The sequence below is a fragment of the Francisella sp. 19X1-34 genome, from assembly GCF_041102755.1.
In the GTDB taxonomy this organism is placed as follows: domain Bacteria; phylum Pseudomonadota; class Gammaproteobacteria; order Francisellales; family Francisellaceae; genus Francisella.
In genome coordinates this window covers 1-22,941 of sequence record NZ_JBGCTX010000019.1, presented here as the reverse complement: position 1 = coordinate 22,941, position 22,941 = coordinate 1, and the positions used below count along the sequence as shown (strand labels likewise).

Genomic DNA, 22,941 nt, shown 5'->3' with positions numbered 1-22,941 from the left:
AGTAATTTAAATTCTATTTTATAATATCACTACTAAGTTAATATTTATTCATTTTTATCTAATGTGAAACTATGTAAAAAAATCTAAGCTTGTTATATAATTTGTCCACTTGCAAATAATTTATTTAAAATTAAATGTCACAATACTATTCTAATAAAGATTTATTTAATTCACCTAACTTAATTGGACAAACTGTAACTGTAAAAGGCTGGGTACGTAGTCGTAGAGATTCAAAAGCTGGATTTTCTTTTGTAGCTGTTCATGATGGCTCTTGCTTTGATCCTATACAAGCAATTGTTCCAAATACAGTTGATAATTATTCTGAAGAGGTTTTAAAATTAACAAAAGATTGTTCAGTTGTAATTACTGGTGAGCTAATAGCATCACAAGGAAAAGGTCAAAGTGTTGAAATTCAAGCTGAAAAAGTAGAAGTATATGGCTGGGTAGATAGTCCAGAAACATATCCTGTATCGCCAAAGCGTCATACAATGGAGCATCTGCGTGAAGTAGCTCACCTTCGAACAAGAACAAACATTATAGGAGCTGTTGCGAGAGTTAGAAATCAATTAGCTAATGCTATACATAATTTTCTAAGTGATAAAGGGTTTCTTTGGGTAAATACACCTATTTTAACTTCTAATGATTGTGAAGGGGCTGGTGAACTTTTTAGAGTATCAACTCTTGATAGCTTAAATCCTCCTTTAGATGAACAGGGTAAAGTAGACTTTAAAGAAGATTTCTTTGGTAGAGAAACATTTTTAACAGTCTCAGGACAGCTAAATGTAGAAAGCTATTGTTGTTCATTATCAAAAGTTTATACTTTTGGTCCTACATTTAGAGCAGAAAACTCAAATACTAGCAGACATTTAGCAGAATTTTGGATGATTGAGCCAGAAATAGCTTTTGCCGATTTAAATGATGATGCTAATTTAGCTGAAGAAATGCTTAAGTCAGTTATTCAAACAGTGATGAATAATTGTAAAGATGATTTAAATTTCTTTAATCAATTTGTACAAAAAGGATTACTAGATAAGCTAAAAAATGTTACAGAGAAAGGATTTGTTAGAGTTGAATATACAGATGCGATAGAAATCTTAAAGCAATCAGGTCAAAAGTTTGAGTATCCAGTAGAATGGGGTGTTGATTTACAGTCAGAGCATGAGAGATTCTTATGTGAAAAACATTTTAATGCTCCTGTTGTAATTATGAATTATCCAAAAGATATTAAAGCTTTTTATATGCGTTTGAATGATGATGGTAAGACTGTTGCTGCTATGGATGTTCTTGTTCCAGGTATTGGTGAAATCATCGGTGGAAGCCAGCGTGAAGAACGTTTAGAAGTTCTAGATCAGCGTATAGAGGAGATGAATATTGATGCGAGTGCTTTAGGTTGGTATCGTGATTTGCGTCGTTATGGAACAGTTCCTCATAGTGGTTTTGGTTTAGGCTTTGAGAGACTTTTAGGTTATATAACTGGTGTGCCAAATATTCGTGAGCTTATTCCTTTCCCTCGTACTCCAGGTAACGCAAAGTTTTAGATACCACTTTTCTAATATCAACTATTATTCATTTTTGATTTATAAAAATATGAGATCTTCAAACTATGTAAATATAGGTTATATTCTAAGTTTATGAAAGATTTTAAGTATAAAGAAAGCCCAGATGCTTTATTTATATGACATTATACTTATCTATATGTTTAAAAATCTGTGAAAAGTTTTATGTTTATCACAATGTTACACATAAAATTAAATAATAATATAAATAAGGACTTTATGCTTTTTATATAGCATCACCCATTTGGAACATAGGCATATACATACTTACAACTAAGAAACCTACTACACCACCAAGAACTATCATGATTATAGGCTCTAGCATAGAGCTTAAACTTCCTACAAGAGTATCCACTTCTTCTTGATAAACTCTGTTTAAGTTTCCTAGCATTGTTTCTAATGCACCAGATTCCTCACCAACTGCGACCATTTGTTCTACTAGAAATGGAAATTTTCCAGTTTCTACAATAGCCTCTTTAAATGAAGCACCTTCACTAATACTCTTTTTAATATCAACTGCTGCTTGATCATATTTTGCATTACCTGTTGCTAGAGCTACCATATCAAGAGCTCTTGTTAGACTCATACCAGATTGTACAGTAATCTCTAGCGTACTAGAAAATCTTGCTAAGGCAGATTTGTAAATTACTTCACCTATAATTGGTATTTTAAGCATAAAGTGATCTTGGGCAATTTGTATTCTAGGATATTTAAATTTTAGAGATTTAAATACTGTTATAACAATAAAAATAAATAGAATAATTTTCCACCAAGATTCTTGCATAAAGTTAGAGGCGTTTACTGTTAGTTGAGTAATTGCTGGAAGTGGCTTTCCTGAGTTAATGAACATCGCTGAAAAAGCAGGTACTGCAAAGGTTAATAAGATACCTGTTACACCAGCAGCAATTATACAAACTATAATAGGGTAAGATAGGGCTTTTTTTACTTTTTTCTTTATACTTTGTAAAGCTTCTCTTTGCTCCGCAATTTTATTAAGCATTAAATCTAGATTCCCTGATTCTTCACCTGCAGTTATTAGACCAATATATAATTTATCAAAGATTTTGGGAAAATGTGCTAATGCTTTTGAGAGAGATTCTCCACCTTCTATAGCTTGCTTTAACTGTAGAGCTAAAACTTTTAGTTTAGGATGTTTCTTAACTCCCATAATAAAAACTTCAAAGGATTTAATTATCGGTATACCAGCTTTTGTCATAGTTGCTAGTTGTCGAGTCATATCTGTAATATCTTGATAAGAGATCTTCTTCGGCAACAGATCTTTTGGCATTTTTTTTACTTTTACATTGGAGTAGCCTTTTTGTCTTAGTTGTATTTCAGCTTTCTCTTTTGTATCAGCATCTATTTCTCCTTTAGTAGCCTTACCGTTTTTAAGCTTAGCTTTATACTTCCAGGATATTATAGTAATTGTTTCTTTATTCTTTTTACCAAATAGCATAATAATATTTCCTCTAACTTACACGATATGCTTCTTCCATTGATGTTAATCCTTCAGCAACTCTTACAAGAGCAGATTGTCTAACAGTAGCAACACATTCTTTTTGAGCCTGTTGTGCAATTTCCATGGTATTTTTATCTTCCAGAATCATTCTTGATATTTCTCTAGAAACAGGCATTACCTCATATAAACCGAGTCTTCCTTTATAACCTTTAAAACATCTAGGACAGCCTTTAGGATTAGGTTTGTATATGGTTGCATTTTTTACATCTTCAAATGATGTTTCAAAACATTTTTTTATAATATCTTCATTTAGGCCACTATCTTCAACAAGTAATGAAAAATCTGTTTTAGTGTCTTTTAACTTACATTTAGGGCATAGCTTACGAGTAAGTCGTTGAGCAATAATTAATGTAACAGATGTTGCAATGTTATATCTTGGTAGTCCCATATCAACAAGTCTGTTTAATGTTTCTGGTGCACTATTTGTATGTAATGTTGACATAACCAAGTGACCTGTTTGTGAAGCTTTAATTGCTATTGATCCAGTTTCAATATCCCTAATCTCACCAACCATGATTATATCTGGATCTTGACGTAAGAATGATTTTAGTGCTGCTGCGAAGGTTAATCCTTGTTTATTATTGACATTAACTTGGTTAATACCTTTTACAACAAGTTCAACAGGATCTTCTGCAGTTGAGATATTTTTTTCAGGTTTATTTAGAATATTAATACCTGTATATAATGTTACTGTTTTACCTGAGCCTGTTGGTCCTGTTACTAGCACCATTCCTTGAGGTTGTTGAATATATTTTAAATAAGTTTGTTTTTGGTGATCAGAGAAACCTAGCTGCTCAATTGGTATTTGTGTTGAACTAACGTCAATAATACGTAGTACAACTTTTTCACCAAAACTAATAGGGCAGGTACTAACACGAAAATCGATAGCTTTTTCACGTGATAATGAAATTTTAAACTTACCATCTTGGGGAATTCTTTTTTCGGCTATATCTAAACTAGACATAATTTTAAGTCTAGAGACAACCTTAGGGCCAAGATTTTTAGTTGTATTAAAAGTTTCTATAAGTAGACCATCTATTCTATAGCGTATTCTAAAGTTTTTTTCATATGGCTCAAAGTGTATATCTGAAGCGCCTTTTTGGATAGCGTCAACAATAGTATTGTTTATAAATCTAATAATAGGAGCTTCTTCATCTTCACCACTGCCTATTATGGAGTCACCTTCTCTTTCTCCTTCATCAACAAAATCAATATCAAGATCAGCATCTTCCATTTGAGCATTAAGTTTAGAGTCATCTTCCTTTTGACCTTCATCTTTTAAGAATTGCTCATATTCTTCAACTTTTTCTTTGATAAGGTTAAGCTCGCCAACAATAGCAACAAAAGGACAATCATATTTATTACGAAGTTTTTTGAGTATTTGTTGGCTCTCTATGGGGTTAGCTATAGCTACATAGACAGTATTCTTTTTAGTATATAAAGGTAAACAAAGATTTTTCCTGCAGAAATCAATATCAAAAAATTTTTGGGGAATAAATTTTATATTAATTGCTGTTAGATCAATATACTGTAAACGCAATAAGGTAGCAGAATGAATCATAAAATCTTTGCTATTAACAAAGTCATTTTCAATTACATAATTTAGAAATCCTTCTTTAGCCAAAGAGACATCTAAACTAATTTCTTCGAGTTGCTGCCTAGTTATAAGTTTGCGATGTAATAATAACGATGCTAACTTTTTATTAATATGAGGATTACCAGCCATTAATTACAAAAACAAAATATATCAATTACTAAAAGTATAGCATGATAAGCATTTTTTAAAAAAACAAATGTTTTGGATAAAAAAGCTTTTATAAAATTACTACCTTTGATGTATAATCGCCAGTGCTGCTAATTATGTAAAAGAATATGAAAGTTGATAAGTTTATTTCCCATAGAGGGAACAATATAGATTTTATTGAAAATACCATTGAATCATTTGAAGAAGCTAAAAAATATGGCTTTAGATGGTTTGAAACTGATGTTCAGCTAAGCATTGATGGTGAACTCTTTCTATTTCATGATAAAACACCAAAAAGATTCTCAAATTGTACAAAAAATGTCACAGAAATGACAATAACAGAGTTAAAGAAATTAGATCTTGTTCATCCTGTAACAGGACAAAAATCTAAGATTCTTACCCTTAGAGGATATCTTGATTGGGCTAGTCAAAATGGTATTTTTACTAATTTAGAGTTTAAAATCACAAACTCATGTGATAAATACAAGACTGACTTAGTCCTTGCTACACTAAATCTTTTGGAGAAATATCCACAACAAAAAGACAAAATATTAATTTCAAGTTTTTCAAATGTTGTAATGGATATTTTAGAGCAAGATAATCTTTACAAAAAAGGTAAACTCTTTGAAACAAAGAACTGGGAAAAGGACTTTGAATATTTAAGTACTGAACTTCATGAAGGTTTTATGAAAAATAACTATATTGCATTGATAATAAATTATGAATGTCTAAATGAGGATAGAGTAGCCTATATCAAGAAAAAATTCGGTAAGATTTTTGTGTATTCTGTACATACAGATGAACAAGTTAAAAACCTCCTATCTTGGGGAGTTGATGCGATGTTTATAGATAAGAAGGAGCAGTTAAACTTAATTTAGATAAGCTTTTAAAATTTTTTCTACTTTATCCATTATAGTGTTACTATACGGACATCCTTGTGGGTAGAAATATTTCAGTTCTACAAAAGAGTCTGCGATTCTATATTTGAAAGTTACAAAGGAGTATTCGTCTTTTATAGTTTGCAGCTTTTCAGCTAAAAAGCTTTCTCCTATATTATGGACATTCCATATCTTGCGAATAATCTTTTTACCGTTTTTGTTGTCATTTAAATTTAGATTTTCAAGCATTGGTATGCATTCCTTAGGAGGACCTGGAAATACATAGATATATCTATCAGTATCAAATTTAAGTTTAAATCCATTTGCTGTACCATTTACATTAGAAAGTATTTCGGCAGATTCTGGGAAAGTTGCTTGTTTTTCTGTGCCTAAAGTGATTTTACCGTATTTTGTAAGCATCCTTTTTTCAAGTTTCTGCCAAGACTCTTGATGTATTACAAGTTTTTTATTAAAAAAATCTGCTATTGTTTGGGTCGTTAAATCATCTTCAGTAGGACCTAAGCCACCTATGGTCATAATATTTTTATGATCATTTTTTAGAAAATTTAAGCTAGATATAATATCTTGAGAGTCATCTTTACAGCTAATATGAAATCCAACATTAAAATCTCTAGCTACAAGGTGATTAGCAAATACACCAGAGTTAGTGTTAGTTATATCCCCATCTGTTATTTCATCGCCAATGGCTATAAAGCCAAAATCATATTTCATTAAGTTACCCTTAATATTTAAAGTTTTATAATAATCTAACTATTCTTGGAAAAAAAAATTATGTATTATGAATTATATCGTATTGATATGTAATATTGAACTCTAAGGAGACCTGAATGAAAATACTGGCTACTAATGTGTATGTTGGCCCAAATATTTATGCAAACTTCCCTGTTATAAGACATGAGATTGATCTTGGTATATTAGAAGAATGGCCTTCGGCTAAGATAGGAGAAGACTTCATCAACAAACTTATAGAAAGTTTACCTGGAATTGAAGAACATGGATGTTCTTACAGAGAGCACGGAGGTTTTGTCCGTAGGCTTAGAGAAGATGAAGGTACTTGGATGGGACATATCTGGGAACATGTTATTTTAGAGCTTCAGGGCATAGCTGGTAGTGATGTAACTTATGGACGTACAAGATCAACAGGAGAAGTTGGTCAATATAACATGGTTTATGAGTATAAACAAAGAGATGTAGGTTTAAGAGCTATGGAATTAGCTAGAGATTTATTGCTTTCTCTACTACCTGAGCATCTTAAAAAGGAAGTTGGTTATAGTGATGATAAGTTTGATTTTGAATATGAGAAAATTAGATTTATAAAATTCGCTCAAAGTAAAGAGTTTGGTCCGAGTACAGGTTCTTTAGTAGAAGCAGCTAAAAAAAGAGATATCCCATATATTCGTTTAAATGATCATTCTCTTGTACAGTTTGGATATGGTAAATACCAACAAAGAATTCGAGCGACAATTACTGGTAAGACAACAAGTATTGCAGTTGACTTGTCTTGTGATAAAGAGCAAACAAATACAATTTTAAGTGGTCTAGGGCTTCCTATGCCAAAACAAAGAATGGTTAAAACAGAAGAAGGTGCTTTACGTGCAGCAAAGATCTTAGGTTTTCCATTAGTTGTTAAGCCTCTAGATGGTAACCATGGTAGAGGTATCTCCATAAACCTAAAAACTATGGAAGAGATTAAAGAAGCTTTTGTTGAGGCTAGTAAAGTTTCTCGCTATGTTTTGCTTGAACAGTTTGCAACAGGTTTTGACCATAGGATGTTAGTAGTTGATGGTAAGTTAATCGCCGTTGCTAAAAGAGTTCCTGGACATGTAGTCGGTGATGGCAAGCATACAATAGCAGAGCTTGTAGATATTGTGAATGAGGACCCCCGTAGAGGCGTTGGACATGAGAAAGTTTTGACAAAACTGGAACTTGATTATCAAGCAAGAACTTTGCTAAAAGCAGCTGGCTATGATGAAAATATAATTTTAGAAGATGGCCAAACTTTTTATCTAAGATCTACGGCTAATCTATCAACTGGTGGTACAGCTATAGATGTAACAGATATTGTACATCCAGATAATAAAGATATGGCAGAAAGAGCAATTAAAGCTTTAGGCCTTGATGTTGGTGGTGTGGATTTTCTTATTGATGATATATCACAATCGTATCATGATATTGGTGGGGCTATTTGTGAATGTAATGCTGCTCCTGGCTTTAGAATGCACGTAGCTCCTAGTGAGGGTAAGCCTAGAGATGTAGCTGGTGCAGTTATAGATATGCTAATTCCACAAGAGTTTGGCAATGCAAGAATTCCAATTGCTGCAATTACCGGGACAAATGGTAAGACTACAACTTCACGTATGGTTGCTCATATGTGGAAAAATGCTGGTAAAGTAGTTGGTTTGACAACTACTGATGGTGTTTATATAAACGGTAAGCTTACTGTATCTGGTGATACTACGGGTCCAGCATCAGCTCAAATGGTTTTAAAAGATCCGTCAGTTGAAATGGCTATCCTAGAGACTGCAAGAGGTGGTTTGCTTAGAAGCGGTATGGGTTATGATTACTGTAATGTGGGTGCTTGTTTAAATATCTCATCTGATCATTTAGGTCTTAAAGGTGTAAATACCTTAGAAGATTTGGCTAAGGTTAAAAGTATTGTTCCTCAGGCAGCAAAGGATGTCGCAGTTTTAAATGCTGATGATCCTAATGTATTAAAAATGTCAGCAAAGGTTACAGCTAAGCATATTTTCTATGTAACTATGAACCCAGAGCATGCTCTGGTTAAGCAGCATATTAGAGCAGGAGGTAAAGCATGTATTATTGAAAAGGGTGTTAATGGTGATATGATTACAATTTTTGATAATCATGTACATATCCCTGTATTGTGGACTCATTTAATCCCAGCAACAATGGAAGGCAAAGCGATTCACAACGTTCAAAACTCTATGTTTGCTATAGCTATTTCATATAGTATGGGCATGAGTCTAGATGATGTTAGAGATGGTTTAAGAACATTTGTTACATCCTTCTATCAAGCACCTGGTCGTATGAATTGGTTTGAGGAGCATCCATTTAAAGTATTGATGGATTATGGACATAACCCTGCGGCAATAAAATTAGTCAGCCAAATGATAGATAACATGGAATTTGCAGGTAAAAAAATATGTGTCTTAGCTTCTCCTGGTGATAGAAGAGATGACGATATTATTGAAATAGCAGCTACAGCCGCACCTTACTATGATTATTTTATCTGTAAGAGAGATGATACTTTAAGAGGCAGAGCTCATGATGAGGTGCCAAGAATCTTAAAAGAGTCTTTAATTAATTCTGGAGTTTCAGCAAATAACATAGAAACTATAGAAAGTGAAGAAGAAGCTGTAGATGCTGCTTTAGCTATGGCAGAAGATGGTGATTTAGTAGTTATCTTTGCGGATAAACTAAAAAGAACTTGGAAGCAAATTATTTACTTTAATAAAGATCAAGAAGAGACTGATAAAAACGACAAACCTGAAAAGAAAGAAATGTTCTCAGCATCTATAATAGCTCAAGATGCTAGTTTATCAGAAGAAATATCAGAAGTTATCAAAGGTGGTATTATCGCTGATGAGAGTGGTATAAGAGTCGTTTATGAAGAAGAGGATAATGACTAGTCTAGGTCTGAAATGGAGAAATATAATATGATTCCTGAAGGTTATTCACGTAGGCTTGTAGGACCTAATCTATTTTTTAAAGAAACTGGAACTGTTTTAGATGTTCCTTTAGTTGAGAATAGAGAAGAGCTAACTAAGTTATTCTATCAAGAAGCAGAAAAGTTTTTACCAGTTTTAGGATGGGAGCAAATTAAGATAACACATAAGTTTTTTAATAATGGTGTTAGATTTGCTTTTATTGCTCCTGTTGATATAACAATGCCTGCTTGTGATGTAATAGATTTTGCATGGCTGTCTGCTCGAGAAGGCTTTGAAACTGGTGAGTTTAAATCTATTGAAGAAGCTAAAAAAGAGCTTATTCCAGCAATTGATGAAGATAAGAATTTAACATATCGAAAGTTATATGAACTTGCTAAGTCAAAAGGATTTAATGCCTTTAGAGATAAGGATAAAGCTTTTATAGGGTCTGGGACTGGTTGTTATGAATTTGATTTAACTAAAGATTCAATAGATTATATTAGATGGCAAGATATATATGATATACCAGCTGTAATAGTTACAGGTACTAATGGTAAAACTACCACAGTAAGACTTACTGATTATATTTGTCGAATAGCAGGTAAAGTCACAGGCTATACTTCTACTGATTGGGTTAAGGTAAATGATGAACTAATTGACGAGGGTGATTACTCTGGACCAACTGGACATCAGTTTGTTTTAACAAATAAGAAAGTAGAAGTGGCGTTATTAGAATCTGCTAGAGGAGGGCTACTAAAAAGAGGATTAATTGAGACTTTTGTAAATGCGGCGGCTGTAACAAATGTATCTGCTGATCACTTAGGTGAAGATGGTATTGAAACAGTTGCAGAGCTTGCTGAGGCTAAATCTATAGTTTTTCGTACTATGGGTAAAGGTTCTCATGCAATTATTAATCTTGATAACTCATATATGAAAGAAAGATTTGATACTCTTGATTGTGACAAGATAGTAGTTACTCAGAATCCTCAAGATCATGACATGAAGTATTATTTAGCAAAAGCTGACTATGCTTGTATTGTTGAGAATGGTAATTTTGTTTGGGTTAATGGTGATTCAAAAACAACCATTATACCAGTAGCAGATGCTCCATTGACAGTTAGAGGGTTTGCTAAGCATAATATAGAAAATGCTATGATTGCTATTTGTTTGTCATTTAAATTAGGTATTGATTTAGAGATAGTTGCTAAGGCTCTTAAAAGTTATACTAATGATACTAAAGTAAATCGAGGTCGAGCAAATATCTTTGAGTGGGATAATAAAGTTGCTGTTGTTGATTATGCTCATAACGAAGCAGGTATGGATGCCTTATTGAATATGATGAAAGCGTATGATAAAGGTGGTAAAACTTATCTAATGATAGGTACTACTGGAGATCGGAAATATTTAATACCAGGTATTAATGATGTGATTTTAAAACATAATATTGACTTTATTGTTTTAAAAGAAACAGAGTTATATTTGCGTGGTGCTGAACCAATGGAGTTACCTCTGTTAATCCGTAAAGATTTAGATGACAAAGGCTTTGATATATCTAATACATATGTTTCTCATGGCGAGCTTGAAGGAGTTAAATATATTCTTGATAAGCTTGAAGATAATGATATGGCTATCTTATGCTGTCAGGCAGAGGTTCCAGAAGTTATTGAATATCTAGAAAAATTGTCTTAAACATAGGACAAGATTCCACAGTCATACTGAACTTGATGCAGATTTTGAAAAATTTAAAATTTTAATGGATAAGTTTATTTCTAAATAGAGAGAGTTAAGAAGAAGACTTAATGAAGATGTATTGATTAGTATACATACAAAATAAAAATTACTTAGATTTTATCACTTATCTAATCTCTACTACTCATCTATAAGATATTTAGCATTTACTACAACTCGAATAGTTTTTTGACTATCAGAGTTTCCATAGCTATTATCTCTATTTTTGATTGTAAATAAGCCTTGTGTTGCATCTTTTAAAGAGCCTAGTTTTACATTAGAGTTAGTGGCAAAATTTTCAGCTGCAATTTTAGCATTTTTTATAGCGTCTGTGAGCATGGCAGGTTTTATAGTATTCAAAATAGTATAGTTATAAGCAACATTACTATCAGTAATTATTACACCTTTTGAGATCATAGATAATGTCTTTTGTGATAATTTTTTAACACTATCAATCTTATTTGTAACTACAGTTATTGTTCCATAAGCATTGAACTGATAGAGATTTGTTTTCTCATTTTGGTTTTTACTTGTGTTGATTGCTCCGTATGTTATTGCAGTAGTTGATATACCGTTACTTGTTACAAAATCTTTGATTATATTTTGTGACTTTTGAAGCTCAGTATAAAGATTTTTTATCGAAGATGAGTTGACGCTATAACTAATAGTCCAAACGGCGTTGTTAGCAGTAACATTTTTCTCAGACAATCCCTTAACCGAAATAAATTTGCTATAGTCATGAAAATGTCTAATACTTGAAGCAACAAAATATCCTGATAAAGATATACCTATTCCAAGTATTAAAGAAACTATAATTTTTGTAAGAGCTTTGTTCATAGGAATACTTTCCTTTTATTTATTTTTATAAATCAAACAAACTGCATGAGTAGCTATACCTTCTTTTCTACCAACAAAGCCTAATTTTTCAGTGGTAGTAGCTTTGATATTTATTTGCTTGATTTCTAGATCTAAGATATTGGCGAGACAAGATTTCATATTTTCGATATGAGGTAACATTTTTGGAGCTTGAGCAATTATTGTGCAGTCGATATTGCCAATATGATAGTTTTTTTTATCTAGCATTTTTTTTATTTCGGCTAAAAAAAACTTACTATCAGTATTCTTATACTGGCTGTCAGTATCAGGGAAGTGTCTTCCAATATCTCCAAGCCCTAAAGCACCAAGTATAGCATCACATAATGCATGAATAAGTACATCGCCATCAGAATGAGCTTCTAAGCCTAAATGATAAGGTATTTCTATGCCACCAATAATGATATTTTGCTTTTGATCTGTGAATTTATGGACATCATAACCATGGCCTATTCTAAACATAGTTTTAACCTTGTGTAATAGGGTAGTTATTATTTAACCAGCCTTGCATACCACCGGCAACAGAAATAACATATGTATAGCCCATTTGTTGTAGGCTAAGAGCTGCTAAAGCTGAACGAAAACCACCACCACAATATAAATACATTTTTTGATCTTTGTTTGGTACTAGGTTTTCAATTTTAACTTCAATCTGTCCTTTGCTTAGATGCGTCGCTCCTTGAATATGGAATCTATTAAATTCAGAGTCTTCTCTAACATCAAGAATTATACCATCAAGGTTGTCTGAGTTTATTTTATTAAATAAATCACTAGCTGAACATTCTTTGATTTGAGACTTGGCATTATTTACGAGTTTTAAAAACTCTACTGGTCTAGCGTCATTTGGTGAGTTAGTTGGATAACCTTTTACATTCCATGCTCTCCAGCCACCATCAACTGATACTACATTTTCATATCCCATTTCCTTTAACGTCTCAGCAACTAAAGCTGAACGAAAACCGCCACCACAATAAAAATACATTTTTTGATTTTTATTTGGTATCGCTGATTCAATAGCACTTTCGATAATTCCTTTACTTATATGGATTGCATTTGGAATATAGCCATTTGCAAACTCAGACTCTTCACGAGTATCTATCAAAATACCATCAAGAGAGTTGTTTTGATTCATCTTATAGATATCATCAACAGTGCATTCTTGTATTTTAGCTTTTGCTTCATTTACTTTTTTTAGGAATCCTTGAGAGTGTTGCATTTTTATCACCTTAACCTTTGTGTTTATATAAATTGATATTTTATATTTTTCTTTAACTAAAAAGAATATCTTATAAGATATAACTTATAATTTGAAATATTATAATAACTATTGCGATAGTTAGAACAACTATATTGAGGGTCTTATTTTTCATAGAAGAGTATATAAGCTTGTAGTTTTTGTTACGTAAAATTCTAACCATATTTAAAGGGCAAGAAACAAGCATAATTAATGAGAAAAGTCCTACAACAGAAAGTGCAATTAAAAATAGTTGTTTAAAGTAATAATTTAGAACAATTGGTAAAATAAAAAGTAAAAAGCCAAGAAGTATGTTTTTATTTATTTTTGAAAGGCTATTCATCTTAAACCTATCTAAAATTAAATCTTTTAAAGCTAAAGAAAGGGTAATAAATGCTGTAGTTACAGATATTGATATAAAGCCGTATATTAATGTTATTATTTCAGGAGATTTAATATTCGCTTTAAGTATATAAATAAGCTGTGTCACGCTATCTTGATTACTCAAAGAGCCACTAAGAATGGTTGCAAAGCTGTTTTTATCACCATAAATAGCAATATTACCAAAGATAGCTATAATCCAGCAGATATAGATTAATAGAATCATCAGTGAAGCTACTATAATAATTCTTCTAATATCTTTTGCATGAGGTCCTACGTAATTTACTACTGTAGGCACTATTATATGTGCTGAGAATGTTGTTGCTAATATTGGTAGTGCAATAATTAGTTCTTTAAAATTACTAAAATCATATTTGTCTAGATTTACTAACTGTAGAGATTTAAATAGTTGGATAATTGTAAATAAGATAATTATAAGCTTTAAAGTTAAAAATACTCTATTTAACCATTCTGCATGTCCAGTACCTTTTAGAATAAAGCCTCCAAAGATAATAACAAAACCTATTTCTATGATTATATAATTAATATCTAATAGGCTTTCAAAAGATGCTCCTATAGCAGATATGTAAGCTGCGAGCATGCCATAAAGTATACCAAAAGCACAAATATATACTAAAATAATACCAGGCTTTTTAAAAAGCTTATGGGCAAGTCCTAAATAGCTAATGCCTTTTTCAAAATGTAAGCAAGCTTCTGCTACAGCTAGAGTTGAGTATGTCATTAAAAGCCACATTAGAAACATTACTATGCAGCCAATAATAATACCAAAATATGAAAGAATCATCGGTATTGCAAGAATACCACCACCTAAAGATGTACCGATTATTAAAAAAACACATCCAATTTGCTTGTTTATACTTGTTGTCACAAATAGGTTTTTTATTTTCTAACTTAGGAGTAATTAAAACATATAAGTATAAGATAATAAAATAATAATTCTTTAATTTTTACCAGCCAGCGATTGCAGCACCATTAGGATATACTTCTTCACCTACTTTTTTGACAGCAGGGCTTTGGTATGCTTTTACATACTCTTTAAGTTTTGGGTTATTTTTTTGGTCTGCATTTACTGCGATAATGTTAGTAAATGGTGAATCTGTTGGTTCTACAAATAAAGCATCTTTGTGAGTAAGTCCTGCTTTTGATAGATAATCATTATTTATAACACCTAGGGCTACAACCCCTAAGTTATTAGGAATCTGATCCGCTTGTAGAGCAACGATTTTAAGATGCTTAGGATTGCTAATTATGCTATCTGGAGTAGCCTTCCAAGTTACTCCTTTTTTAAGCTTAATCAATCCGGCATCTTCTAGGATCATAAGCGCACGTCCTTGATTAGTTGGATCATTAGGTATAGCAACAGTGGCACCATTAGGAACTTGATCAAGATGCTTATATTTTTTTGAATATATACCCATTGGATAAAGGAAAGTTTTTCCAATAGATACAATATGATAACCAAATTTCTTATTTTGATTTTCTAAGAAAGGTATATGTTGAAAAACGTTTGCTTGAAGTTGGTTATCGTTTAGAGCTCTGTTTGGAAGATTATAGTCTCCAAATGAAACTAGCTTAACATCAAGTCCATATTTTTCTTTGGCAATCTTTTTACTTTCTTGCATAATTTTATCTTGAGGAGGGCTAGTAATATAACCAATAGTTATCTGATTTGGATTTATAGCAGCTGACGCATTGATATATAGTTGAGTACCACTAGCTATCAATAGAATAACTGTGACAATCCAAAGAGATGTTAATTTCTTTGCTGCTAGTAAGTAATTACCAAAAGATTGTGTTATTTGTACTAGTATAACTAGCATTACTACACCACCAAGTAATAATGTGTAGTTACCATAGTTGTATCCCTTGAAGTAAGTTAGGTCACCAAGACCTCCACCACCAACAATACCTGCCATAGCAGAGAAACCTATCAATGAAATACAAGTCAAAGATGCTGCATCGATAAGCAGGTTTTTAGATTCTGGTAATAAAACTTTGAAAATGATTTGGTTCCTAGTTGCCCCCATGGCTTTGGCAGCCTCGATTAAGCCATGATCTACCTCTCTTAATGCTGATTCTGTTAAACGAGCATAAAAAGGTAAAGCAGCTATAGCAAGGGGAACTATTGAAGCTGTTGTGCCAATAGTTGTACCAACGATTAACTTTGTTAAAGGATATAGTAGAATAAGTAAGATAATGTATGGAATACTTCTAGTTATATTAATTACTGCACTAAAGCCTTTATTAAAACTTTTAACTAAAATGTTTTTATTGTCCTTAGTAATATACAATAAAATACCTAATAATATACCACCTATAACAGCTACTAAAGTGGCAATGAAAACCATAAAAATAGTTTCCCAAGTAGATATAGCTATCTGGTTAAACTCATGTAAACTAAATATTGTCTGCTGTTGCATAGCCTAATACCTTTAAATTAACATCTTGGTTTGAAAGAAATCTTAGAGCGTTTTCCCAATCTTTACGCTCTCCTGTTATATGACAAATTGCAATACCAACTATTTGCTCTTGAATAGTTTCGATATTAGCTTGGATAATACTTGCTGTAGCATTAAATTGACGAGATATCTCAGCTATAATTGGCATTTTACCTTTATCGCCATAAAAAGTTAACTGCACAACAGGATATGTGTGGTCATTGTTGTAAGGGTTGTCATGAAGTTTTTTAGCCATAAAGTCAGGCACTTTTGTATGAATGCTTGTTTCAACAAAAGATTTTGTTACAGCTGTTTGGGGATCTAGGAAAATATCAAGAGTTTTGCCCATTTCAGCAATACGGCCTTTATCAATAATAGCAACTCTATCACAGATTCTTCTTACAACATCCATCTCATGAGTGATAAGAACAATAGTTAAACCTAGTTCTTTATTTAATCTTTTAAGTAGTGCTAATATCTGCTTTGTTGAAGTAGGATCTAATGCAGAGGTTGCTTCATCAGATAATAGTACTAAAGGATCAAGAGCAAGAGCCCTAGCAATAGCTACTTTCTGTTTTTGACCACCACTAAGCTCTTTAGGGTATGCTGTGGCTTTGTTTGGTAACTCAACAAGCTCTAAAAGCTCGTGAACTCTTTTCTTTATTTCAGCTTTAGGTATGCCTTGGATTTCAAGAGGTAAAGCAATATTTTCATAGACATTTCTTGATGATAATAAGTTGAAATGTTGAAATATCATAGAGACTTTTCTACGAAATTCTCTAAGTTGCTTTGGGTTTTTCTTAGTTATATTTTCATCTGCTATAAATATTGAGCCATCTGTTGGTTGCTCAAGTAAATTTAAGCATCTTAATAGTGAGCTTTTTCCGGCACCACTATGACCAATTATACCAAATATTTCACCTTGCTTTATTTCAAGATTAATATTATCAAGAACAAGGTTACTAATATTGTTAGTATAGTATTCTTTTTTTAGATTTTTAATTTGTATCATTTTGCTTTAGCCTTATCACCTATTTTACTTTCTTGACCACTAATTAATCTTTGAATATTACCTTTATGCTTAACAAGTATAATAATAGCTATGATTAAAAAAGGAGCAGCCGTTTGAAAGTCTGATGTAAATATTACAGATAAACTTGCTATAACAGTAGCCAATAATGCTGATAATGAAGAGTAGCGAGTTATTACAGCTACACATAACCATGTGATTACAAATATGAAACCTAATATCCAACTAAAGCCAAATAGTGTGCCTATAAGTGTTGCAACACCTTTGCCACCTTTAAAGCCAAAAAATATTGGAAAAACATGACCAAGAATTGCATACAAAGCAGTACAAGCTGTTATAAAATCATTTCCAGTTAGGATTTTTGCAATAACTACTGGAATTAAACCTTTTAAAATATCAAAAACTAATGTAATAACTGCAGGAACTTTACCTCCTATTCTTAATACATTAGTTGTACCAGGATTACCAGAGCCAACACTTCTTGGTGAAGGTAGTCTAAAAGTATAACAAACTATAATTGCACTATTTATCGAACCTAATAAATATGCAAATATTAGAACACCAAAATTTAAAGAGATCATGAATATTCCTTTTATTTCTTTTTTAAAAAATTTCTAAACAAATTATTATAATACTATCTAGGCAATATCTTGGCTAGCTATTTTTGTTGCTTTATTATAGGATTGATAGCTTAAAAAAACATATTTGTCAATTTTTATATCAAAAGGTTTGATTTTATGACTGTAATGAAATTCGATTTAATTAAAAAAGAAGGTAAAGCAAGAAGAGGAAAAATAAGTTTTCCTAGAGGCGATATCCAAACGCCAGCATTTATGCCTGTGGGTACTTATGGAGCAGTGAAGTCATTATCTCCAGTAGAGTTAAAAGAGATGGGGGCTGATATTATCTTAGGTAATACTTTTCATCTATGGTTACGCCCTGGTACAGATATTATTAAAAAACATGGTTCTTTACATGGTTTTAATGGTTGGGATAAGCCTATTTTGACTGACTCAGGGGGATTTCAAGTATTTAGTTTAGGTAAGATGCGTAAGCTTACTGAAGAGGGTGTGACTTTTAAATCACCAATTAATGGCTCAAAAGTGTTTTTATCACCAGAAATATCAATGCAGGTTCAAAGAGATTTGGGTTCTGATATTGTGATGTGTTTTGATGAGTGTACTCCATATCCAGCAACTGAGAAAGAAGCGAAAGATTCTATGGAGCTATCAATGCGTTGGGCAAAAAGATCAAAAGATGCTCATGGAGATAATCCTTCAGCGTTATTTGGTATTATACAAGGCGGGATGTATGAGCATCTAAGAGATGAGTCTTTGAAAGCATTAAAAGAGATTGATTTTGATGGTTTTGCTATTGGAGGGTTATCTGTAGGAGAACCAAAAGATGATATGATTAGAATACTAGATCATACAGCTCATCAAATGCCAGAAGATAAGCCAAGATACTTAATGGGAGTAGGAACTCCAAAAGATTTAGTTGAAGCAGTGTATCGTGGTGTAGATATGTTTGACTGTGTGATGCCTTCACGAAATGCGCGTAATGGTCATATTTTTACATCTGAAGGTGTTATTAAAATTAGAAATTCTAAGCATAAAGAAGATACTTCACCATTAGACCCTAATTGTAACTGCTATACTTGTAAAAACTTTAGTAAAAGTTACTTACATCATCTTGATAAAACTAAAGAGATTTTAGGCTCAAGATTAAACACTATTCATAATCTAACTTTTTATCAAAACCTTATGAAAGATATTCGTAATGCTTTAGAAGAGGGTCGATTTGAAAGCTTTAGAGAAGAGTTTCTCGCAAATTATAAGTAAAATTACTCATTTAAGAATGAGTTTAGTAGTTCATTCATTTTTGTAAAAGCTTTAGAGTTAGGTTCTCTAGATAACAAATAGTAGGATTTATTTGCAGGAAGACTTTTTTGTTCAGGTAAATATAGTAGATTATTTTTAATGAGATCTTTGACTAAAAGTTTTTCTGTAACAAAAAAACCTATGCCCGAAGAGCATGCATTTATTGCTTGTATAGAGTTTTTTAAGGCTATTTTTTTGTTATGAATATCAGTTATATCATTATGTTTAAGCCATTCTAGATAGTCACTAGATCTTAGTTTATCATCGACAAAAATAAGCTTTTGAGATGAAATAATTTCTTCAAGGCTTTTACCAGCGTGTTTGTTATTTGATATCAAAACTAACTCGCCATCAATCAGTTTTTGTTTATTTTTATCAATAAACTCTTCATTTGAGCCGTATTCAATACTTAGATCGATATCATCATGGTCAAAGTTAACTCTTCTACCTTTAGTTATAAATTGTATATCTATATCTTTAAATGCTTCAACAATATTATCAAATCTAGGGATTAGCCAATTTGCACATAGAGTTGCAACACAGTTAATTGATACTTTATTTATATGTTGCTCTTTAAAAAGATTTGTTGATTGGTATATTTCAGTTATTAATGGATCTATTCTTGAGTAATATTGCTTTGCTAGATCTGTAATTACAAGTCTGCGTTTTTGTGTTAGAAAAAGTTTCTTATCAAAATATGTTTCTAACTTTTTTATTGATTGGCTTACTGCTGAGTGGGTCATATATAGCTGTTCGGCCGCTTTTGTATAGCTTTGAGTTTTCATGACCGCAACAAATACAGGTAAAGAGTTTAAAGGAGGTAAATCATTTCTTTTTATCATAGTCGTGTAAGAGATACTTACTTTTACTTAAGCATAAGTCTTTTTGAATATTGATGCAATATTTTAATATAACATTTAATATTTTTGGTATCTTTGTTGATTATGTCTTTAAGTACTTTAGATGTAAGAAAAGTTAACATGTAAGGTAAGAGTAACTTGTTTTACATACATATTTGTAGCAGTTATTATTATTTCATTCTGAATTATGTAAGTAGAAATACTAATTATGAAGTCAATAAATAATACTCTAAGTTTATCATTAATACTACTGTCGGCAAGTTTTGTTGCATTTGGATCTTTTGCTAGAAAATATTTGCTTTTAGCAGATGGGATTTATATAACTATGCTAATTTGTTTTGTTGGAGCAAGCATTCTTATGTGGTGGATTGTAAGCGTTTCTTCTTTTACAGATATTAAAATTATTCCCACCACATGGAAACCTATACTTATGAGAGTAATTTTACTTTCATCCTCGCAAACATTTTTTTTTATAAGTCTAAGCAAAGGTTCGTTACTACTTACAGTATTGTTGTATAATACTAATCCATTATTTGTACCTTTTATACGGTTTATTTTTTTAAGAAAAAACATTAGTTATTTTAATCTTATTTGTATAGGTATTAGTTTTGTAGGAGTTTATTTGATTCTTGGTGTTGGTACTAGTAGTAATGTCAATATATATGTATTATGTGCTCTTTTTTCAGGGGTTTTTAATGCTGCATCGCAAGTCATACTACATAAGGCAAGCGAGAAAGAAGACCCTTTTATAATGACTCTTTGGATATATACACTTATATCATTAATTTTGTTAGTGCTTTTACCATTTATAATAATCTATTCTGGAGTAAATGATTTAGTAAATATTTCAATTCAACCTATAATTATATGGATTATTCTAGCGGTGATACTTAATGTTAGTGTTCAAGTTTATAGAGTTAAAGCTTATAAATATACAGCAGACCCATCCTTAGTTGCTCCTGGGATGTACTTTTCAGTGGTGGTTGCAGCTATTCTTGATATCGTTTTTTATGGAGCATCAATTAGTTTTCTTGAAGCATGTGGAATTTTGATGATCTGTGCTTGTAGTATATTATCAATAATTAAAAAATCTAATTAAAAGAAATAATGAGCATGGCTTTGTATATCGCTTTGATGTAAGTATTTATTATATACAAATATAGCTATTTATTGATTATTATGCTTTTATTGTAATGTAAGCTTACATTTAAGTAAGTTTAAGTCGTTTTACTTTATATGGGTTTAGTCTATTATTTAGGTATTGTTTTATTGGTTATGAGATATGTAATGAAATTATTTCGAGATACCTATGCTATGTCATTGATGCTTGTATCAGCAACAGCTATTACTTTATCAGGATATAGTACTAAATTTATGATGTCTACCTGTCCAATATATGCAGTGATGATTGTATATTTTGTTGGAAGTGCGGCTTTAATGTGGTGGATAGTTAGTATCTCATCATTTGATAGGATTCGTCCTCTTAAATGGAAGCCTATTTTTATTAGAGTTATTCTTAGTGTTACTGCGCAATATTTTTTATTTTTAGGCTTACATAGTTCATCATTGTTATTGCCTATATTGTTATTTAATACTAGTCCCTTATTTATACCTATAATTAGATGGATTTTCCTTAAGGTTAAGGTTAGTGTAGGGACCTGGGTGCTGTTAGTAATAAGCTTTATCGGGATCTATTTAATTTTAGGAAGTAAATCAGGAGGGCATGCGGACCTGTGGGCATTAAGTGCTTTAGTGGCAGGTGTCTTAAATGCAGGCTCTCAAGTTGTATTACATACAGCTAGTCAGAAAGAGAATCTGTTTACAATGAATTTATGGATATTTACTTTTATAAGTATTCTTATGCTCATTGGGTTGCCATTTACTCATATTACATTTGAGAGCGTTAGTAATGGTTTTTCTAGTGTGTCATTGGTCTGGTCTGGTATTGGTACTGTAATATTTGGTGTAAGTGCTCAGCTTTTTAGAGTTAAAGCATTTAAATATACAGTCGATCCATCTTTTGTAGCCCCAGGTATGTATTTTTCAGTAGTTGTGGCTGCTGTGATGGATGCATATATTTATAATAAGAGCTTAACTTTAGTTGAAGTTCTGGGGATATTTATAGTCTGTGGAGCAAGTATATTATCAGTCATTAAGAAAAAGTAAAATCAGATTTAGTTATTTGGTTTTGTTAGTATGACTTACATTAATGTAAGTTTAAATCATTTTACTTTAGTTGGTTGTGCTATATCATATTAAAGTAAATTGTAAGTTAAAAAATAATATAAATAAAGGAGACATTAAAATGAGTAATACAATAGTTATAGCAGCTGATTTTATTAATGAGATAGTTGATGAGAAGGGTGCTTTTGGTGCATTTAACGCAGAGAGAGTTAAAAACTGTCATACAATCGAAAATGCTAATAAGGTTATAGCATGGGCTCGTAAAAATGATGTTAAAGTAGCTCACGTTAAAGTAGGTTTTAGTAAAGATTATCATGAGTGTCCAAGAAACTCGCCTATCTTTGGCCAAGCACCTGAGTATAAAGTTCTTCAGCTTGGTACATGGGCTACCGATTTTCATAAAGATGTAGATGTACAAGATCATGATATCGTAATCACAAAGCATAGAATTAGTTTTGTATATGCTACAGACTGTGAAGCTATTTTAAGAGCTAACAAGATTGAGAACATTATAGTTTTTGGTGTATCTACTGAGCATGTTATTGAATCTTCAGTAAGGGAATTACATGATAGAGATTATAATGTCACAGTTATTTCAGATGCATGTAATGCCGGAACTGAAGAGGGCCATAATAAGAGTCTTGAGAGTTTGGCTCACATCTCTAAAGTTGTTACAGCTGAAGAGTTCTTATCAAATAATTAATCCTCTTATAACCTGTTATTAGATTTGTTCTAAGTATTATAAATATTGTTGCTCTAAAATATTTGTAGCTATCTCCATATAGGTCATATAATTACTATGTTATTTATTATAAGTTTAGGATTTGTAAGAATGAAAAATACATTAGTTATAACCTCAGTTCGATAATTACTTCATGTCTAAATATTTATAATTATTGATTTTAATTGGAGAAATAATAAACTGA

19 protein-coding genes are annotated in these 22,941 nt (G+C 31.7%); 8 read left to right on the top strand and 11 right to left on the bottom strand.

Features of this window, described 5'->3' with window-relative positions; all coding sequences use genetic code 11:
• The first annotated feature begins 134 nt into the window (after positions 1-134).
• Complete coding sequence (gene asnS, locus AB8E56_RS04400; protein WP_329478375.1) at positions 135-1,538, top strand: asparagine--tRNA ligase; 1,404 nt, start codon at positions 135-137, stop codon at positions 1,536-1,538.
• 244 nt (positions 1,539-1,782) lie between these two features.
• Here asnS and AB8E56_RS04395 read toward each other — a convergent pair whose 3' ends face one another.
• Positions 1,783-3,012, bottom strand: a complete 1,230-nt coding sequence (locus tag AB8E56_RS04395; RefSeq protein WP_329478373.1) for a type II secretion system F family protein — start codon at positions 3,010-3,012, stop codon at positions 1,783-1,785.
• A gap of 13 nt (positions 3,013-3,025) precedes the next feature.
• The gene (pilB, locus tag AB8E56_RS04390; protein ID WP_329478371.1) at positions 3,026-4,801 is read right to left on the bottom strand and encodes a type IV-A pilus assembly ATPase PilB; all 1,776 of its coding nucleotides are present in this window, start codon (positions 4,799-4,801) and stop codon (positions 3,026-3,028) included.
• A gap of 146 nt (positions 4,802-4,947) precedes the next feature.
• Between pilB and AB8E56_RS04385 the strand changes: the two genes are divergently transcribed.
• Complete coding sequence (locus AB8E56_RS04385; protein WP_329478369.1) at positions 4,948-5,697, top strand: glycerophosphodiester phosphodiesterase family protein; 750 nt, start codon at positions 4,948-4,950, stop codon at positions 5,695-5,697.
• On the opposite strand, the gene AB8E56_RS04380 is transcribed toward AB8E56_RS04385, so the two are convergent.
• Positions 5,689-6,429, bottom strand: a complete 741-nt coding sequence (locus AB8E56_RS04380) for a competence/damage-inducible protein A (RefSeq protein ID WP_329478367.1) — start codon at positions 6,427-6,429, stop codon at positions 5,689-5,691. The genes AB8E56_RS04385 and AB8E56_RS04380 overlap by 9 nt on opposite strands.
• Positions 6,430-6,545: 116 nt before the next feature.
• On the opposite strand from AB8E56_RS04380, the gene cphA reads away from it, so the two are divergent.
• Together cphA and AB8E56_RS04370 are read left to right on the top strand one after the other, a co-directional pair.
• On the top strand, positions 6,546-9,368 hold the full coding sequence (gene cphA / locus AB8E56_RS04375; RefSeq protein ID WP_329478365.1) for a cyanophycin synthetase: 2,823 nt from the start codon (positions 6,546-6,548) through the stop codon (positions 9,366-9,368).
• 27 nt (positions 9,369-9,395) lie between these two features.
• Positions 9,396-11,075: a Mur ligase family protein gene (locus AB8E56_RS04370; RefSeq protein ID WP_329478406.1), complete on the top strand. Its 1,680-nt coding sequence runs from the start codon at positions 9,396-9,398 to the stop codon at positions 11,073-11,075.
• Positions 11,076-11,255: 180 nt separating this feature from the next.
• Here the strand turns inward: AB8E56_RS04370 and AB8E56_RS04365 are convergent, their stop codons facing one another.
• From AB8E56_RS04365 to plsY, 7 genes are all read right to left on the bottom strand, one after another.
• Positions 11,256-11,951 (bottom strand): SIMPL domain-containing protein, encoded by a 696-nt coding sequence (locus tag AB8E56_RS04365; RefSeq protein ID WP_329478363.1) that lies wholly within the window; start codon positions 11,949-11,951, stop codon positions 11,256-11,258.
• Between the two features lie 15 nt (positions 11,952-11,966).
• Positions 11,967-12,449 carry a 2-C-methyl-D-erythritol 2,4-cyclodiphosphate synthase gene (gene ispF / locus AB8E56_RS04360; RefSeq protein ID WP_329478361.1) on the bottom strand — a complete coding sequence of 161 codons (483 nt, stop codon included), beginning with the start codon at positions 12,447-12,449 and terminating at the stop codon, positions 11,967-11,969.
• 4 nt (positions 12,450-12,453) lie between these two features.
• The gene (locus tag AB8E56_RS04355; protein ID WP_329478359.1) at positions 12,454-13,203 is read right to left on the bottom strand and encodes a rhodanese-like domain-containing protein; all 750 of its coding nucleotides are present in this window, start codon (positions 13,201-13,203) and stop codon (positions 12,454-12,456) included.
• 70 nt (positions 13,204-13,273) lie between these two features.
• Positions 13,274-14,491 (bottom strand): aromatic amino acid transport family protein, encoded by a 1,218-nt coding sequence (locus AB8E56_RS04350; protein ID WP_329478357.1) that lies wholly within the window; start codon positions 14,489-14,491, stop codon positions 13,274-13,276.
• A 79-nt stretch (positions 14,492-14,570) separates the two neighbouring features.
• Positions 14,571-16,043 (bottom strand): MetQ/NlpA family ABC transporter substrate-binding protein, encoded by a 1,473-nt coding sequence (locus AB8E56_RS04345; protein WP_329478354.1) that lies wholly within the window; start codon positions 16,041-16,043, stop codon positions 14,571-14,573.
• Positions 16,021-17,073, bottom strand: coding sequence for an ATP-binding cassette domain-containing protein (locus AB8E56_RS04340; RefSeq protein ID WP_329478351.1), 1,053 nt, complete (start codon positions 17,071-17,073; stop codon positions 16,021-16,023). The genes AB8E56_RS04345 and AB8E56_RS04340 overlap by 23 nt, the downstream gene beginning before the upstream one ends.
• On the bottom strand, positions 17,070-17,672 hold the full coding sequence (gene plsY, locus AB8E56_RS04335) for a glycerol-3-phosphate 1-O-acyltransferase PlsY (protein WP_329478349.1): 603 nt from the start codon (positions 17,670-17,672) through the stop codon (positions 17,070-17,072). The genes AB8E56_RS04340 and plsY overlap by 4 nt, the downstream gene beginning before the upstream one ends.
• Positions 17,673-17,828: 156 nt before the next feature.
• Between plsY and tgt the strand changes: the two genes are divergently transcribed.
• Positions 17,829-18,932, top strand: coding sequence for a tRNA guanosine(34) transglycosylase Tgt (gene tgt / locus AB8E56_RS04330; protein WP_329478347.1), 1,104 nt, complete (start codon positions 17,829-17,831; stop codon positions 18,930-18,932).
• Positions 18,933-18,934: 2 nt separating this feature from the next.
• On the opposite strand, the gene AB8E56_RS04325 is transcribed toward tgt, so the two are convergent.
• Positions 18,935-19,813, bottom strand: coding sequence for a LysR family transcriptional regulator (locus AB8E56_RS04325; RefSeq protein ID WP_329478344.1), 879 nt, complete (start codon positions 19,811-19,813; stop codon positions 18,935-18,937).
• A gap of 226 nt (positions 19,814-20,039) precedes the next feature.
• Here AB8E56_RS04325 and AB8E56_RS04320 point away from each other — a divergent pair, with 226 nt between their 5' ends.
• The 3 genes from AB8E56_RS04320 (at position 20,040) to AB8E56_RS04310 (ending at position 22,718) form a co-directional block, all read left to right on the top strand.
• Positions 20,040-20,930 carry a DMT family transporter gene (locus AB8E56_RS04320; RefSeq protein ID WP_329478342.1) on the top strand — a complete coding sequence of 297 codons (891 nt, stop codon included), beginning with the start codon at positions 20,040-20,042 and terminating at the stop codon, positions 20,928-20,930.
• A 188-nt stretch (positions 20,931-21,118) separates the two neighbouring features.
• Positions 21,119-21,997 (top strand): DMT family transporter, encoded by an 879-nt coding sequence (locus tag AB8E56_RS04315; protein WP_329478340.1) that lies wholly within the window; start codon positions 21,119-21,121, stop codon positions 21,995-21,997.
• Positions 21,998-22,136: 139 nt separating this feature from the next.
• The gene (locus AB8E56_RS04310; protein WP_329478337.1) at positions 22,137-22,718 is read left to right on the top strand and encodes an isochorismatase family cysteine hydrolase; all 582 of its coding nucleotides are present in this window, start codon (positions 22,137-22,139) and stop codon (positions 22,716-22,718) included.
• The last annotated feature ends 223 nt before the right edge of the window (positions 22,719-22,941 follow it).

What these genes read in the sequence shown, in the direction of transcription:
- tgt (WP_329478347.1), top strand. Translation starts at nt 17,829, where the DNA reads ATGACTGTAATGAAATTCGATTTAATTAAAAAAGAAGGTAAAGCAAGA.
- AB8E56_RS04395 (WP_329478373.1), bottom strand. Translation starts at nt 3,012, where the DNA reads ATGCTATTTGGTAAAAAGAATAAAGAAACAATTACTATAATATCCTGG.
- AB8E56_RS04320 (WP_329478342.1), top strand. Translation starts at nt 20,040, where the DNA reads ATGAAGTCAATAAATAATACTCTAAGTTTATCATTAATACTACTGTCG.
- AB8E56_RS04380 (WP_329478367.1), bottom strand. Translation starts at nt 6,429, where the DNA reads ATGAAATATGATTTTGGCTTTATAGCCATTGGCGATGAAATAACAGAT.
- asnS (WP_329478375.1), top strand. Translation starts at nt 135, where the DNA reads ATGTCACAATACTATTCTAATAAAGATTTATTTAATTCACCTAACTTA.
- AB8E56_RS04340 (WP_329478351.1), bottom strand. Translation starts at nt 17,073, where the DNA reads ATGATACAAATTAAAAATCTAAAAAAAGAATACTATACTAACAATATT.
- AB8E56_RS04325 (WP_329478344.1), bottom strand. Translation starts at nt 19,813, where the DNA reads ATGATAAAAAGAAATGATTTACCTCCTTTAAACTCTTTACCTGTATTT.
- ispF (WP_329478361.1), bottom strand. Translation starts at nt 12,449, where the DNA reads ATGTTTAGAATAGGCCATGGTTATGATGTCCATAAATTCACAGATCAA.
- AB8E56_RS04385 (WP_329478369.1), top strand. Translation starts at nt 4,948, where the DNA reads ATGAAAGTTGATAAGTTTATTTCCCATAGAGGGAACAATATAGATTTT.
- AB8E56_RS04345 (WP_329478354.1), bottom strand. Translation starts at nt 16,043, where the DNA reads ATGCAACAGCAGACAATATTTAGTTTACATGAGTTTAACCAGATAGCT.
- plsY (WP_329478349.1), bottom strand. Translation starts at nt 17,672, where the DNA reads ATGATCTCTTTAAATTTTGGTGTTCTAATATTTGCATATTTATTAGGT.
- pilB (WP_329478371.1), bottom strand. Translation starts at nt 4,801, where the DNA reads ATGGCTGGTAATCCTCATATTAATAAAAAGTTAGCATCGTTATTATTA.
- AB8E56_RS04370 (WP_329478406.1), top strand. Translation starts at nt 9,396, where the DNA reads ATGATTCCTGAAGGTTATTCACGTAGGCTTGTAGGACCTAATCTATTT.
- AB8E56_RS04310 (WP_329478337.1), top strand. Translation starts at nt 22,137, where the DNA reads ATGAGTAATACAATAGTTATAGCAGCTGATTTTATTAATGAGATAGTT.
- AB8E56_RS04315 (WP_329478340.1), top strand. Translation starts at nt 21,119, where the DNA reads ATGAAATTATTTCGAGATACCTATGCTATGTCATTGATGCTTGTATCA.
- cphA (WP_329478365.1), top strand. Translation starts at nt 6,546, where the DNA reads ATGAAAATACTGGCTACTAATGTGTATGTTGGCCCAAATATTTATGCA.
- AB8E56_RS04365 (WP_329478363.1), bottom strand. Translation starts at nt 11,951, where the DNA reads ATGAACAAAGCTCTTACAAAAATTATAGTTTCTTTAATACTTGGAATA.
- AB8E56_RS04355 (WP_329478359.1), bottom strand. Translation starts at nt 13,203, where the DNA reads ATGCAACACTCTCAAGGATTCCTAAAAAAAGTAAATGAAGCAAAAGCT.